The organism is Brachybacterium epidermidis (assembly GCF_015209585.1).
In the GTDB taxonomy this organism is placed as follows: Bacteria; Actinomycetota; Actinomycetes; order Actinomycetales; family Dermabacteraceae; genus Brachybacterium; species Brachybacterium epidermidis.
This window is the reverse complement of record NZ_JADEYR010000001.1, coordinates 271,644-284,977: the sequence shown is the minus strand read 5'-3', so window position 1 is coordinate 284,977 and position 13,334 is coordinate 271,644. Positions and strand designations below refer to the sequence as shown.

The following is a 13,334-nucleotide window of genomic DNA, read 5'->3' as shown; positions in this document are numbered from 1 at the left end:
GCGAGGTGGGTGCTCGTGCCCGGGCTCGGGGCGAGCCCGGGCACGGCGCCTCAGTACTGCTGGAGGTCCGCGTACAGCGGCGTGGAGTCGGCGAGCACGGCGGTGCGGCGGCGCAGGGATTCCAGGTCGGCCTCCGGCAGCAGTGCCTGGGCGATCACGTCAGCCACCTCGGTGAACTCCTCTGCACCGAAGCCGCGGGTGGCCAGGGCCGGGGTGCCGATGCGCAGACCGGAGGTGACCCGCGGCGGGCGCGGATCGTTGGGGACCGCGTTGCGGTTCACGGTGATGCCCACCTCGTGCAGGCGGTCCTCGGCCTGCTGGCCATCCAGCTCGCTGTCCACCAGGTCCACCAGGACCAGGTGCACATCGGTGCCCCCGGAGATCACCTTGACGCCGGCGGACTTCACATCCTCGGCCTGCAGCCGGTCGGCGAGGATCCGGGCGCCCTCGAGGGTGCGCGCCTGGCGGTCCTTGAAGTCCTCAGAGGCCGCGATCTTGAGCGCCACTGCCTTGGCCGCGATGACGTGCATGAGCGGCCCGCCCTGCTGGCCGGGAAACACGGCGGAGTCGATCTTCTTGGCCCACTCCTGCTTGCACAGGATCATGCCGGAGCGCGGACCGCCGATCGTCTTGTGGATCGTGGTGGAGACGACGTCCGCGTACGGGACGGGGCTGGGGTGCAGGCCGGCGGCGACCAGGCCCGCGAAGTGGGCCATGTCCACCCACAGGGCCGCGCCCACCTCGTCGGCGATCTCGCGGAAGGCAGCGAAGTCGAGGTGACGCGTGTAGGCGGACCAGCCGGCGACGATCACCTTGGGCTGCTCGGCCACGGCGAGCTCGCGCACCTTGGCCATGTCGATCAGGCCGGTGCCCGGCTCGGTCTCGTACGCGACGATGTCGTACAGGCGGCCGGAGAAGTTGATCTTCATGCCGTGGGTGAGGTGACCGCCGTGGGCGAGGGAGAGGCCCATCAGCTTGTCGCCGGCGCGCGCCAGTGCGTGCATGACCGCGGCGTTGGCGGTGGCGCCGGAATGGGGCTGGACGTTGGCGTGCTCGGCCCCGAACAGTGCCTTCGCGCGGTCGATCGCGATCTGCTCGGCGACGTCGACCTCTTCGCAGCCCCCGTAGTAGCGCCTGCCCGGGTAGCCCTCGGCGTACTTGTTGGTGAGCACGGAGCCCTGGGCCTGCAGCACAGCGCGCGGCACGAAGTTCTCGCTGGCGATCATCTCCAGCGTGCGCTGCTGACGGGCGAGCTCGGCATCGAGCACCCGGGCGATGTCCGGGTCGAGCTCGGCGATGGACTGGTCGAGGACGTTCACAGGGCCTCCTGCGGGCATCGAGGTGAGGAGCGGGGGCATCGTCGCCGCCCCCATCCTAGAGCCCGCTCACAGATCCAGGCCGAGGCGTACGGGTTCCGGGACGAGATCGATCCCGAAGGCGTCCCGCACGCGCTCCTGCACGTCACGAGCGAGGGCGACCAGGTCGTCGCTGCCGGCCCCGCCCCGGTTGGTCAGTGCCAAGGAGTGCTTGGTGGACACGGAGGCCGGGGCCTCGGGCGCGATCCGGTGACCCAGTTCGATCCCCGCGCTGCTGATGAGCCAGGCGGCGCTGGTCTTGACCTGCTCCGCCCCTGCCGCATAGCGGGGAGCGCCGTCGGGCAGGCGCTCCGCGGTGGAGCGCTCGAGGATCGGATTGGTGAAGAAGGAGCCCGCGCTCCAGGTGTCGTGGTCGGCGGCGTCCAGCATCATCCCCTTCGCGCCGCGGATCCGCAGCACCGCCTCCCGCACCTGCGCCATCGGCACCCTGGCGCCGACGTCCACACCGAGCTCGCCGGCCAGCTGCGCGTAGCGGATCGGGGCGGAGAGGCTGCCGATGGTGTGCTGGAACGTCACCGCCAGCACCACGTACCGACCGGTGGCGGAGCCCGCCGCTCCCTCGTAGGGCGTGCGCTTGAAGACGCTGTCTCGGTACGCGAATCCGCAGTCGGCAGCGAAGAACGTGCGCACCTTCTGCTCGTGGCGGTCCCAGGTGCGCACCCGGGTGATGGTGGTGGCGACCTCCTGACCGTAGGCGCCGACGTTCTGGATCGGGGTGGCCCCCACAGTGCCGGGGATCCCGGAGAGGGCCTCGATGCCGACCATCTCACGAGCGATCGCGTACCGCACGGCGCGATCCCAGTTCACCCCGGCGAAGTACTCGACGATAGCGCCACCGCAGGTGGGGTCCAGCGGACTGAGCTCGGAGGGATCCACGGCGATCCCGTCCGGCTCCCCGGAGGGGCTGATCTCGCAGGTCGCATCGAGCAGCGGGGCGTCTTCCGGGTCCCGCAACAGCACCACGGTCCCCTCGAAGGGCGCATCGGAGGCGACCAGGTTGGAGCCCCCGCCGAGGACGAGCAGCGGCTCGCCGGCCTCGTCAGCGGCGCGGACTGCCTCGATCACCTCGGACTCGGTGCGGGCCTCGACCAGCGTGCGGATCTGCCCGCCGATGCGCAGGGTGGTCAGGTCCGCCAGCCTCATGCGGCACCGCCCACGGGCGCGTCTGCCCTGCCAGTAGGCAGCGCGACGGTGGCACGGGCGCGTCCCAGCACCTTCGTCTCCCCCACCTGGGCGGTGAGGTCGATCCGGGCGGTACCGGCCTCCTCGTCGACGGCGCCGACCACGGCGACCACCTCGAGCAGCACCTCACCGGTGGCGGGGACCTCGACGGGACTGGTGAAGCGCACCGAGTAGGAGCGCACGGCGGTGGGGTCGCCGATGGCCTCGATGACACCGTTGATCGCCACACCCATCGTGAGCATGCCGTGGGCGATGACGCCCGGCAGCCCGGCCTCGGTGGCGGCGGTGTCGTTGTAGTGGATGGGGTTGAAGTCGCCGGAGGCCCCGGCGTACCGCACCAGGGTGTCCCGGGAGAGGGGGTGCGTGGTCCGGGCGATCTGCTGCCCCTTGGTGAGGGAGGTGAGGTCGATCGAGGGGTGCACGGCGCCCATCGGCTCCTTCGCGACGGGCTGCGCGGGGGTGTGTGCATCGGTGTTCATGGTTCCTCCTGGTGTCACTCGCCGCGGACCACGAGCATGCTGCGCACGCTGGCCACGCCCTGCCCGGTCTCATCGGTCACGTCCACCCGGGTGGCGACCATGCTGTGCCCGCCCGCGGAACGGATCGACTCGACGGTGAGCGTGGGCACCAGGCGGTCACCGGCCACCACGGGGCGGTGCAGGTCGAAGGACTCCTCCCCGTGCACCACCCTGGTGAAGTCGATGCCTGCCGCCGGGTCCTCGATGTACTGCGCCTCAGTCGCCTGCGCCAGCGAGACCAGGAAGGTGGGCGGGGCGATGACGTCGGCGTGGCCGGCCGCGCGCGCGGCCGCGGGGTCGGTGTGCAGGGCGGAGGCGGCGCCGGTGGCGCGTGCGAACTCGGCGATCTTCTGGGCGGAGACCGTGTGCACCGGGCCGGGCGGGTAGGTGCGGCCGGCGAAGGAGGGGTCAGGGGCAGTGGCGGTCATGGCGTCTCCCTGGATCAGGCGGGGGGCGGGCTGGTACAGCACGGGAAGGGCAGGCGCTGCCTGCGTCACCCATCAGGATGCACGAGAGGCCACCCGGGGTGAACCCGAATGGCCTCTGGTGGGTGCGCTCGGCCCGGTCAGCGGGTCTCGCGGTGGGCGGTCTGCTTGCCGCAGGTGGGACAGAACTTCGAGAGCTCCAGACGGTCCGGGGTGTTGCGGCGGTTCTTCTTGGTGATGTAGTTGCGTGCCTTGCACTCGGTGCAGGCCATGGTGATCTTGGGACGCACGTCAGAGCTCTTGCTCGCCACGGTTCGCCTCTTTCGTTCCGGGTGGCGCGCTGTTATCCCGCGCGCCGCGTGGGTTCCCGTATGCGGGATGGATCTGCACTACCGGCATGACCGGTGTGGTACCGAGGGCGGGGATCGAACCCGCGACCTCACGATTATGAGTCGTGCGCTCTGACCGTCTGAGCTACCCCGGCATGATCGACGCGACGGCCCGACCTCGTACGAGATCGGGCCGGCACATCCATCAGAGCCCTGAAAGGGAATCGAACCCTTGACCTTCTCCTTACCATGGAGATGCTCTGCCGACTGAGCTATCAGGGCAACCCGGTGGACTCTACACATTCCTTGCCGCAGCGGCAATTCACGTGCGAGCCCCGGTGCGTCGGATCACACGGACCCTCCGCAGTGGCAGGTGAGGGATTCGAACCCCCGTAGGCGATGCCAGCTGATTTACAGTCAGCTCCCTTTGGCCCCTCGGGTAACCTGCCGGGCTTGCATCCGCCGTGGAGCGGACCTGGACCAGCATACCGGGGCGCGGCCGACCGTGCGAACCCGAGGCGGCCCCGGGGTGCATGAAGGTGGTCACAGTCGACGCCGTCTACAGTGGGTTGCACTGTGGAGCCGGGCGCCGGTCCCGGTGGAACCCGTGGAAGCAGAGGGAGGAGCCTCATGGCCGACTCGTCGTTCGACATCGTCAGCAAGCTCGATCGCCAGGAGATCGACAACGCCGTGAACCAGGCGATCAAGGAAGTGGGGCAGCGCTACGACTTCCGCAACACGGGCGCCTCGATCAGTCTCAACGGCGACGAGATCGTGATGACCGCCAACGCGGAGGAGCGCGTGCTCGCCGTGCTCGACGTCCTGCAGTCCAAGCTGGTGCGCCGCGGGATCTCGCTGAAGGCCCTCGAGGTGGGCGAGCCCAAGCAATCCGGCAAGGAGGTGCGCCTGGCCGCCGGCCTCAAGGAGGGCATCGCCTCGGACGAGGCCAAGAAGATCTCCAAGATCATCCGCGACGAGGGCCCCAAGGGCGTCAAGGCGCAGATCCAGGGCGACGAGCTGCGGGTCTCCTCCAAGAGCAGGGACGACCTGCAGGCCGTGATCGCACTGCTCAAGGGCAAGGACCTCGACGTCGCACTGCAGTTCATCAACTACCGCTGACGCCCTCCGATCTGTGCAGCAGGAGGCCCCGATCCCTGAGAAGGGGATCGGGGCCTCCTGCCCATGCGCGAGGCGACGGCGGTGCGTGGGCGGAGCCGACGCAGCCGCGCCCAGCGATCAGACCGCGTTCGAGGTGTCGTCCTGCTGATCGGCGTGACGCGTCAGCTCTTCGCTCTTGGCGTTGAGAGCCTCGACGAGACCAGCGATCGAACCGGACACGAAGCTGTTCCAGTCATCGAGGTATGCGTCGTAGTCGGGCCCGATCCAGTCGACCGAGCTCACCACCGAGGTGACGGAGTCGAAGTACTCCAGGATCTGCTCGCCGGTCCGAGTGATCTCCGAGGCGACCTCGCGCCCCTCCTCCGGGTCCATTCCCTTGAAAGCCATGATGCTCCCCTTCTGAAGATGTCGTGAGTGCTGATGCGGCGCCCCTCAGCGCCCCTGCTGGTCGGTGTCTGGGGATCAGGCGGAGGCGTCGCGCTGCTCCTGAGCGTTGCGCTGGGCCCGCTCGGCGAAGTCCTGGGCCTGCTGACGGACCTGCTGCACGAGCTGCCCGATGCTGCTGTCGAAATCGGAGACGTAGCGGTCGCGGTCCTCACCGGTCCAGTCGAAATCGGTGACCCGCCCCTGGACGGTGGTGTAGGCGGCGTTGGTGTCGTCGCCGGCGCCGCGGATCTGCTCGGCCATCTGCTCGACGGCCTCCGGGGTCATGCCCTTCTTCATGGTGTTCCTCCCAGTCATGGTGTCGGGTGTGCACCCCTGAGATCGATCTCCGCCTCCGGCTTCATCGATCGAGGTCCCCCGGGTGATGTCCTCAGATTAGACGGGACCGGTCGTTGAGGCGATGGGGACTAGTCCCCATGTTCCTCCCCACCCGTTCAGCGGCGCATTCTCGCAGGCAAGGGCGGATTGTGCACGGCCTGCCCTTGTGGATAACGGGCGCTCTGCGCCGGCGTCTCGCCCCCCGGTGCACTGCAGCGGCGCGGCACCGACGACGGGCCTCGAGCCGGCAGCGCGGCGGCTCCCACGGGTGGCATCGGGAACGGCGCCGACAAGCACTGGTGCAGGCGTCATGACCCCTGGGAGGGCTGCCCCATGGCCGGCCGGCAACGCCGAATGCCCCACCTCCCGTAGGAGATGGGGCATTCGAGAGATCCGATGCGCCCGATGTGAGGCGCAAGGACCGGATCAGACAGCGTTCGAGGTCTCGTCCTGCTGATCGGCGTGCTTGGTGAGCTCGTCGCCCTTGTTGCGGTAGGCCTCGGAGAGGGCCTGCAGCGGGCCGGCGAGGAACGAGTTCCACTCCTCGGTGAAGGCGTCGTAGTCAGGGCCGACCCACTCCACGCCCATCACCTGCGAGGTGACGTTGTCGGTGGTGTCGTTGACGACGGTGGCAGCCTCGGTGACGAGCGATGCGGTCTCGCGACCCTCGTCCGGATTCATACCCTTGAAAGCCATGGTGTTTCCCCTCTGTGACGTATGTGTGCGGTGAGTTCAGGTGCGGATCAGGAGCTGGAGGTCTCGCGCTGGTGCTGAGCGTTGGCGCGAAGCTTCTCGGCGAGCTCGGTGAGCTTCTGGACGACGGTCTTGTTGGCGGTGCCAACCTGCTCCTCGAACTCCGGCACGTAGCGATCGCGGTCCTCACCGGTCCAGTCCAGGTCGGTGACGTAGCCCAGGCGACCGGAGTAGATGGTCTCCATGTTCTCGATCAGCGAGTCGACCTGGCCGGCGAGCTGGTCGACGGCCTCCGGATTCATGCCCTTCTTCATGGTGTTCCCCTTTTCTCGGTGATTCCGTGGCATCAGCTCGGGGGTGACCTCCGCAGCTCCGTGCCGCTTCCTCGATCGTTCCCGTTGTGATGCCATCACTGTACGGACATGCCACGTCACCCGTCGATGGGGAGAACTCCCCAGGCACCTCTCCCCTCCCCTACCGGGGCGCCCCGCCCGCGCCGAGGGCGGCGCCAAGCGCCATCGGTCCAGGTCACAGCCACCCCTGGGGCTCACAGACTGTGGACCGCCCACCTCCTTGTCAGAGGCGGACTATCCACAATCGTCGTCTGCACCGCGGTTCCCGACCTCGGGGCAGCCCTCCGGGTCGGCGGATGGTCAGTCCAGCACCAGGTGCACGGAGTCCTGGATCGAGCGCACCACCTCGATCTCGTCCTCCGCGTGCTCGGCACCGCAGCTTCCGACGATCTCCACCACGTCCGTGGCGACGCCGGCCCGGTCCACCACCGCATACCGTGCGGCCTGCACGACGGTGGGACGGCCCGGCTGCGTGTACCCGTACTCGCTCGCGATCCAGGTGATCTCGTCCAGGGTGATCTCCCCGGTCCCGATCTCCTCGAGCTCGGGCAGCACCGCCTTGCGCTGCTCGAGGCCGGCCTTTGCCGCCTCCAGGCTGAAGTCCGGACCGAAACGTTGGACCGTCACCACCACGTTGGCGCGGAACCTGCCCTCGACTCGGGGCTGTGCGACCGCCATCTGGACGCCGGGGACGGTGAGGGTCTCCCACTCATCGGGGACGTCGAGGCGGATCTGCGGCGGACCCGGGAAATCTGCGCTCGGGAACAGGATGGTCTTGGACATGAACTGGCTCCGATTTCTCCCACCGATGACGCCGTCAACATATCAGTACGGTGAGGGGCCGGGATGGTGTTCCATCCCGGCCCCTCACGTGGTACCGCTCGTGCTCACCTGCGGGTCAGGAGCCGGAGGTGGCCTCCTGCTCGGCAGCGTTGCGATCAGCGGTCTCGCCGAGCTCGTTCACCGAGTTCATGATCTGCTGGAGGGCCGGGATCATCTCCCCGGACCACTGCCCGCGGAAACGGTCGGCATCAGGACCCGTCCAGTCCACTTCCTCGAGGCCGCTGGTGAGCTCCTGCTCGATGCGGGTGATCTCCTCCGCGGCCTCGCGCAGCTGGCGCGCCATGCCCCGGACCTCTTCGACATTCATACCCTTCAAGGCGTTCACCGTCGGGTTCCCCTTCCTCAGTTACTGGTGCCTCGCGGCCGCGCCCGAATCCCGTGCACCGCCTGCTGCCGACTGTTCGACGGTCCCACTGTAGAGCGGGCCGCGACACGCGGCCATGGGGAGGAGTCCCCATGGGGACGGCTTGGGGAGGAACCCCGTGCGGTCCCCCGCGCCGCCTCAGGTCGTGATCTGGGCGACCTGCAGCTTGACCGCCCTGCCGCTGAACACCAGGAACCCGCGGCCGGTGGGGAAGTCCGCCCGGCGCACCCGGCCCAGACCGGTGCCCAGCAGCGTGTCGCCGTCCATCTCCCCGGGCTGCAGCAGGAGACCGCGCCGCCCCGCCTTGAAGGGCTGGGCCAGCACGTAGGCCTGTGACCAGGAGGCGGACTCGTTCTCACCGACCACGAACTGCCCCTCGCGGGTGCAGGCACGGATCAGCTTGTCCAGGTCGTTCTCCACCCCCGTACCGGTGAAGTCGGCGACCCCGTCGATGAACAGGGCCAGCCTGCCCTCGGCGACCGAGCCGGACTCGACGGTCTGGCGCAGCTGGGCAGCCAGGTCCTTGACGGTCTCCGGATCCGACCCCTCCACATCCCAGATCGGCAGGCCGGTGAGCGGGGTGCGGCGAGCGGAGAAGCGCACCAGGCGCATGGGCGCGGGCAGCGCCTTGAGGCCGGTCGCGATGGTGAGCATCGCGGTGGTGCGTCCCGATCCCATCGGTCCGGTGACCATGAAGGCTCCACGGGGCTCGTAGGTGACTTCCGCGAGCGTCTCGTCCCCCAGGCCCAGCACCGGCTGGCCGTCGACCACGGGGCGCAGCTCCGAGAGCTCCACGCGCTCGGGGAGTCTCTTCACCCCTGGTGCCTCCGGGACCCCGGCACGCCTCATGGCCTGGGCGAGCTTGCTGACCTCGCGCGACTGGATGGCCACGTTGGAGTCGCCGCCATGGACTGCGACCTGCATCTCGTGACTGTCCAGGATCGCGCGCCCGGGCGGGGAGGTGCCGTCGAGCACGTCCTTGGGTGCGCCGAAGGCCATGTAGTCGTCCACCGATGCCATGCGGTGGATGAGCCGCCTCTGGATGGACGAGCCCAGGGAGGTGGGGATCGCGTTGGGGCGATCACCGGTGACGATCACGTGCACGCCCACCTGACGGCCATCGGTGGCGATCTGGACGAAGGTGGTGAACCACTTCGTCAGGTTGGAGAAGTCGTAGGCCTCGCGGAACGCGGCCATGCCGTCGACCAGCAGCAGGATGCGCGGGGTCTCCGGTGCGTTCGCCAGCTCCCGGTACTCGGACACGGACCCGGCGCGGATCGCCGAGAAGGCGCGGGCGCGCTCGTCGATGAGTTCGCGCAGGGTGCGCAGCAGTCGGATCACCCGCTCCTCGTCGTCCCCGGAGACGATGGCGCCCACGTGCGGCAGCTCCTCCAGCATCGTCAGGCCGGAGGCGCCGAAGTCGAGCCCGTACACGTGGACCGGGCCACCGCGCACGGTGGAGGCGGCCGAGATCGCGATGGTGCGCAGCGTCGTGGACTTGCCCGAGCCGCCGGTGCCGTAGATCGCCATGTTGCCGTCACGGTCTGGGTAGTACGACACGGTGGGCTGTGCCTGGTTCTCCGGGACGTCCATCACGCCCATCAGGAGGTCCTCGTCGGTGCGCCGACTGGGCAGACGGGCCAGGTCGTACGCCTCGGCGAGCTCGGACAGCCACGGTTTGCGCGGCGTCGGCACGCCCGCCTGCTCCGCGGCCGCGGTGATGGTCCGGACCATGCGGCTGATGTCATTGGGACCGGGGTCCTTGACCTCCTTCGCGGGTGGAGCGGGGATGTCCCACTGCTCACCGGTGCCGAAGTCCATCTCCACGATGTCGATGCGGGCGCGCTCGGGCTCGTGGGTGGTCCACCCGCCGGCGTACCCCGTCTGGAAGGTGGCGATGCGCCCTGGCCCGGTCTTGGCGGCAGCACGGCCCGGGATCCCGGGGTCGAAGTGCGCAGCCATCGCATCGCCCAGGATGTCCTTCGAATCGGCCTCGTCGGCCATGCGCAGGGCGATCCGCAGGTTGGTGTTGGCGCGCAGATTGTCCTTGATGACACCGGCGGGTCGCTGCGTGGCCAGGATCAGGTGCAGGCCCAGCGATCGACCACGGGCGGCCACGTCCACCACGCCGTCCACGAACTCGGGGATCTCCTTGGCCAGAGCCGCGAACTCGTCGACGATGATGATCAGGCTGGGAGGCGCCTCGGGGTCCCCCGTGCGCTCCAGGGACACCAGGTCCTTGGCCTTCTTGCGGTTCAGCAGGTGCTCGCGGTGGTGCAGCTCGGCGCGCAGGGAGGTCAGGGCACGACGCACCAGGTGCGGGGACAGGTCCGTCACCAGCCCCACCGCGTGTGGCAGCGTGATGGCATCGGCGAACGCGGCACCGCCCTTGTAGTCCACGAACAGGAACGTGACGCGGTCGGGGCTGTGCGCAGTGGCCATGCCCATCACCCATGCCTGCAGGAACTCCGACTTGCCTGCACCCGTGGTTCCGCCCACCAGGGCGTGGGGGCCCTGGGTGCGCAGGTCCAGGTGGAAGGCGTCCTGGCCGTTGTGGCCGATCAGCCCGCGCAGGTTGGCGTCGTGCTTGCGGCGCTGGGGCGGCGATCCGTCGCGCGGGGTCAAGGAGTTGTTCTCCTTCCACCGCTCGATGATGTGCCCCGGGTCCTCGGCCAGCGCCATGCCGCCGAGCTTGAGGTAGGAGATGGCTCGCGGCAGGTCGGAATCGTCATCGACGGGCACGCCCGCATCCACCACGGGGGACAGATGCCGGGCGACGCCGGCGGCGACCTCCACCGAGACGGTCTCGACGGTGACCGGGTAGTACCGCTCCCCCAGCCGCACGTGCCCGGCGCTGGCACCTTCCACGGACTCCTCGACCGACACGTAGGTGCGGCAGGCAGCCGGCAGGGCGGCGACGTTGGAGGCCGACCAGATCACGTGCACGCCGACGTCGGGCCCGCGCTCCGCGATGCGCACCAGCCGCGCGCGGTCCACAGGGGCGTCGTCCTCGATGATCACCACCAGGTTGGGGGTGACCGGCTCGGGCGGGATCTCGGGCTCGGAGGTGATGTCCGGCGTCATCGGGGTGCGCAGCTGTGCCGCCTCGCCGCCGCTGCGCTGCTCGATCAGCTCCTCGATCCGGGACATCAGGGCGGTGCCCCGCCCCGGGGTGTCGGCGAGATGATCACCCGGCAGGGGCGAGTGGGGACTGGAGGTGTGCGGCAGCCACTTCAGCCACTGCCACGTGTCCCGGCTGGAGCGCGAGGTGATCGCAGCGATCGCCATCTCGGCCGGTGAGTGCAGGGAGAACAGCTGGGTGACGATGCCCCTGGCCACACCATCGGCCTCGTCACCTCCACCGGCGACGCCGATGTTGCCGGCGTAGCGGAGCTCGGCGACCACCGGCACGCCGGCGATCAGCTTGTACTCCTCGTTCATGTCGTCGAGCATGTCGTAGTACTTGGGGATGGCGTCGTTCTCCCCGGGCATCTCGATGCCCACCCGGGACTCGGCGATCCCCAGGCCCAGCCTCACCGTGGCGAAGGCGTTGTGCTCGGGACGGTGGGTCCACAGCAGGCGGCCCAGTCGGAAGGCGGCGTCCACCGTGTCGGCGGCCGACGGGGTCTCCACCAGGCGCACTGCGCGTTCGAGGTCCTGTGCGGCGGTGACCCGGCGCTTGAGGGAGGCCAGCCCCTCCTCGAAGTTCTGGATCTGCCGCTCGAGCACCTTCTTCTGCTGGAACTTGCGGTTGAGGTACCCGGCCGTGGCCATCATCGGCATCATGAACACGAACATGAGCGAGAACGGGCTGCGGGTCAGGGAGAACATGAACCCGCCCATGAGGATGGGCGCGAACAGCATGAAGATGGGGAAGAACTGCGGGGCCGGCTCCTTGGGCGGTGTGGGTGCCTTCAACGGCCGGTAGGGGAAGCGGGGCACCACGCGCGGGGACCGGTTGAACTCCACCACCGGGGAGCTGGGGGCAGTGCCGCCCAGGCGGTGCAGGGCGATCACGGAGAAGGTGGTCTGGCCGATCAGCACGGTGTCGGCCGGGCCGATCACGGCACGCTGGACCTGCTCACCGCCGATGACCACGCCGTTGGACGAGTGCATGTCCACGATCTCGATCGAGTCCCCGACGTTGATGCGGGCGTGCCGCTTGGAGAGCATCGGATCGGCGATGCGGATGTCGAGGTCTCCCTCACGGCCCACCACGCTGGAACCGGAGGGCAGGGGGAACTCGCGTCCTGCCTCCGGGCCCGAGAGCACCCGCATCAGGGCCACCGCCGCACCGCGGGACTCCGATCGGGTGGCGTACTCGGTGGAGGAGCGCGCGATGGAGACCACGCTGCCGGAGCGGAGCCCGGCCTGGATCAGGTCGATCTCGCGGTCCAGCGAGCGCACACCCCCCGCACCGGGCCCGGCTCCCGGGTCCTGCACCTGCAGCGTGAGCCCCTCCGGGGGCTCCAGCTCCGAGCGAAGCGGATCGGCAAGGTACAGCGCATTGGCGACGTCCGCGACCGAGGCCGTCGCGTCCGCGGTCACCTCCAGGTCCGTCAGGCGGTCCTCGGGCCTGCGCAGCGTGAGCTTGATGCGCATCTATCAGTCCTCGTCGACGTCGTGGGCCTGGTCCAGCAGAGGCAGATCCTCGGAGCTCACCAGTCGTGAGAACACCGAGTGCTCCACCAGGCGGGCTCGACGGTTGCTCGCGAGCTTGCCGGGGCCGCCGCGCAGGCCCCGCACCCCCATGCGGTCCAGCTTGTCGCACACGTTGTCGAGCTTGCGGTTGAACTTCGTCAGCGGCCAGCCCAGCCGCTCGGCGGCCTGAGCCGAGGTGGGCACCGCGCTCATCCCGCTGCTCTCCCGGGTGAGCATCGGCTCTGCGAGGGCGAGGATCAGCAGCTTCTGGCTGGCGGTGAGCTGCACGGAGCCCACGGTGGTCTCCCCCACCGGGTCATCCAGGCTGGGGCTGCGCTCGAACTGCGGGGAGTCGGCGTGGATCTCGAGATCGTACGTGGTGGGCCCCGCGGTGAACACCACCTTGGTCACGTCGAACACGAGCGGGATCCGCGCACCCGGGGCCAGCCATGCCTGCATGGTCCCGGTGCCGTCGGTGATGGTAGCGGACAGGCGCGATCCGATGTTGACCAGCCACCACATCGTCTCCACCTGCACGATGGACAGGAAACGGCGATGCAGGTAGGGGTTGTCGTCGTCGACGTTGAGATCGGCGTCCCGGCCGATCGTCAGCTCCTCTCCCTCCGCGACGCGGAACCACTCCCCGCAGAACTCCACAGATATCGTCGACGTCACCGTCCGTCCTCCCTCGTTCTTGGTCCTGCCTGCCATCGTCCCCGCACGGTCCCG

The 13,334-nt window shown here is 69.2% G+C and carries 14 protein-coding genes and 3 tRNA genes; 1 reads left to right on the top strand and 16 read right to left on the bottom strand.

What is annotated here, in order from left to right:
* Nucleotides 1-50: 50 nt before the first annotated feature.
* The 8 genes from glyA to IOE58_RS01265 all read right to left on the bottom strand — a co-directional run bounded on the left by glyA (nucleotide 51) and on the right by IOE58_RS01265 (nucleotide 4,279).
* Nucleotides 51-1,319, bottom strand: a complete 1,269-nt coding sequence (glyA, locus tag IOE58_RS01300; protein ID WP_431831683.1) for a serine hydroxymethyltransferase — start codon at nucleotides 1,317-1,319, stop codon at nucleotides 51-53.
* Nucleotides 1,320-1,385: 66 nt separating this feature from the next.
* A complete protein-coding gene (locus IOE58_RS01295) occupies nucleotides 1,386-2,519 on the bottom strand; it encodes a UDP-N-acetylmuramate dehydrogenase (RefSeq protein WP_193864624.1) in 1,134 nt (377 codons plus the stop codon).
* Entirely contained in the window at nucleotides 2,516-2,989 is a 474-nt protein-coding gene (locus IOE58_RS01290) for a MaoC/PaaZ C-terminal domain-containing protein (protein ID WP_228018592.1), read from the bottom strand. Before IOE58_RS01290 ends, IOE58_RS01295 begins: the two co-directional genes overlap by 4 nt.
* A gap of 62 nt (nucleotides 2,990-3,051) precedes the next feature.
* The gene (locus IOE58_RS01285; protein ID WP_193864621.1) at nucleotides 3,052-3,504 is read right to left on the bottom strand and encodes an FAS1-like dehydratase domain-containing protein; all 453 of its coding nucleotides are present in this window, start codon (nucleotides 3,502-3,504) and stop codon (nucleotides 3,052-3,054) included.
* Between the two features lie 137 nt (nucleotides 3,505-3,641).
* Nucleotides 3,642-3,812 carry a 50S ribosomal protein L33 gene (gene rpmG / locus IOE58_RS01280; RefSeq protein ID WP_017823818.1) on the bottom strand — a complete coding sequence of 57 codons (171 nt, stop codon included), beginning with the start codon at nucleotides 3,810-3,812 and terminating at the stop codon, nucleotides 3,642-3,644.
* A gap of 96 nt (nucleotides 3,813-3,908) precedes the next feature.
* Nucleotides 3,909-3,985: transfer RNA gene (locus tag IOE58_RS01275), tRNA-Met, on the bottom strand.
* Between the two features lie 54 nt (nucleotides 3,986-4,039).
* Nucleotides 4,040-4,112, bottom strand: a tRNA-Thr gene (locus tag IOE58_RS01270).
* 85 nt (nucleotides 4,113-4,197) lie between these two features.
* A tRNA-Tyr gene (locus IOE58_RS01265) sits at nucleotides 4,198-4,279 on the bottom strand.
* 181 nt (nucleotides 4,280-4,460) lie between these two features.
* Here IOE58_RS01265 and IOE58_RS01260 point away from each other — a divergent pair.
* Nucleotides 4,461-4,949 carry a YajQ family cyclic di-GMP-binding protein gene (locus IOE58_RS01260; protein ID WP_193864620.1) on the top strand — a complete coding sequence of 163 codons (489 nt, stop codon included), beginning with the start codon at nucleotides 4,461-4,463 and terminating at the stop codon, nucleotides 4,947-4,949.
* Nucleotides 4,950-5,066: 117 nt separating this feature from the next.
* Here IOE58_RS01260 and IOE58_RS01255 read toward each other — a convergent pair whose 3' ends face one another.
* The 8 genes from IOE58_RS01255 to IOE58_RS01220 all read right to left on the bottom strand — a co-directional run bounded on the left by IOE58_RS01255 (nucleotide 5,067) and on the right by IOE58_RS01220 (nucleotide 13,280).
* Nucleotides 5,067-5,336, bottom strand: coding sequence for a hypothetical protein (locus IOE58_RS01255; protein ID WP_228018457.1), 270 nt, complete (start codon nucleotides 5,334-5,336; stop codon nucleotides 5,067-5,069).
* A gap of 75 nt (nucleotides 5,337-5,411) precedes the next feature.
* Complete coding sequence (locus IOE58_RS01250; RefSeq protein ID WP_228018455.1) at nucleotides 5,412-5,690, bottom strand: hypothetical protein; 279 nt, start codon at nucleotides 5,688-5,690, stop codon at nucleotides 5,412-5,414.
* 447 nt (nucleotides 5,691-6,137) lie between these two features.
* Nucleotides 6,138-6,407: a WXG100 family type VII secretion target gene (locus tag IOE58_RS01245; RefSeq protein ID WP_228018453.1), complete on the bottom strand. Its 270-nt coding sequence runs from the start codon at nucleotides 6,405-6,407 to the stop codon at nucleotides 6,138-6,140.
* 47 nt (nucleotides 6,408-6,454) lie between these two features.
* Nucleotides 6,455-6,718 carry a WXG100 family type VII secretion target gene (locus IOE58_RS01240; protein WP_193864618.1) on the bottom strand — a complete coding sequence of 88 codons (264 nt, stop codon included), beginning with the start codon at nucleotides 6,716-6,718 and terminating at the stop codon, nucleotides 6,455-6,457.
* Between the two features lie 339 nt (nucleotides 6,719-7,057).
* Nucleotides 7,058-7,540, bottom strand: coding sequence for a hypothetical protein (locus tag IOE58_RS01235; protein ID WP_193864617.1), 483 nt, complete (start codon nucleotides 7,538-7,540; stop codon nucleotides 7,058-7,060).
* Nucleotides 7,541-7,655: 115 nt separating this feature from the next.
* Entirely contained in the window at nucleotides 7,656-7,907 is a 252-nt protein-coding gene (locus IOE58_RS01230; protein WP_193864889.1) for a WXG100 family type VII secretion target, read from the bottom strand.
* Nucleotides 7,908-8,102: 195 nt separating this feature from the next.
* A complete protein-coding gene (locus tag IOE58_RS01225; RefSeq protein ID WP_193864615.1) occupies nucleotides 8,103-12,566 on the bottom strand; it encodes a type VII secretion EssC family protein in 4,464 nt (1,487 codons plus the stop codon).
* 3 nt (nucleotides 12,567-12,569) lie between these two features.
* Nucleotides 12,570-13,280: an FHA domain-containing protein gene (locus tag IOE58_RS01220; RefSeq protein WP_348981828.1), complete on the bottom strand. Its 711-nt coding sequence runs from the start codon at nucleotides 13,278-13,280 to the stop codon at nucleotides 12,570-12,572.
* Nucleotides 13,281-13,334 lie beyond the last annotated feature (54 nt).

Coding starts and splice junctions, on each gene's coding strand:
- IOE58_RS01250 (WP_228018455.1), bottom strand. CDS start 5,690: ATGACTGGGAGGAACACCATGAAGAAGGGCATGACCCCGGAGGCCGTC.
- IOE58_RS01225 (WP_193864615.1), bottom strand. CDS start 12,566: ATGCGCATCAAGCTCACGCTGCGCAGGCCCGAGGACCGCCTGACGGAC.
- IOE58_RS01290 (WP_228018592.1), bottom strand. CDS start 2,989: ATGGGCGCCGTGCACCCCTCGATCGACCTCACCTCCCTCACCAAGGGG.
- IOE58_RS01255 (WP_228018457.1), bottom strand. CDS start 5,336: ATGGCTTTCAAGGGAATGGACCCGGAGGAGGGGCGCGAGGTCGCCTCG.
- IOE58_RS01285 (WP_193864621.1), bottom strand. CDS start 3,504: ATGACCGCCACTGCCCCTGACCCCTCCTTCGCCGGCCGCACCTACCCG.
- IOE58_RS01260 (WP_193864620.1), top strand. CDS start 4,461: ATGGCCGACTCGTCGTTCGACATCGTCAGCAAGCTCGATCGCCAGGAG.
- IOE58_RS01245 (WP_228018453.1), bottom strand. CDS start 6,407: ATGGCTTTCAAGGGTATGAATCCGGACGAGGGTCGCGAGACCGCATCG.
- IOE58_RS01295 (WP_193864624.1), bottom strand. CDS start 2,519: ATGAGGCTGGCGGACCTGACCACCCTGCGCATCGGCGGGCAGATCCGC.
- IOE58_RS01235 (WP_193864617.1), bottom strand. CDS start 7,540: ATGTCCAAGACCATCCTGTTCCCGAGCGCAGATTTCCCGGGTCCGCCG.
- IOE58_RS01240 (WP_193864618.1), bottom strand. CDS start 6,718: ATGAAGAAGGGCATGAATCCGGAGGCCGTCGACCAGCTCGCCGGCCAG.
- IOE58_RS01230 (WP_193864889.1), bottom strand. CDS start 7,907: ATGAATGTCGAAGAGGTCCGGGGCATGGCGCGCCAGCTGCGCGAGGCC.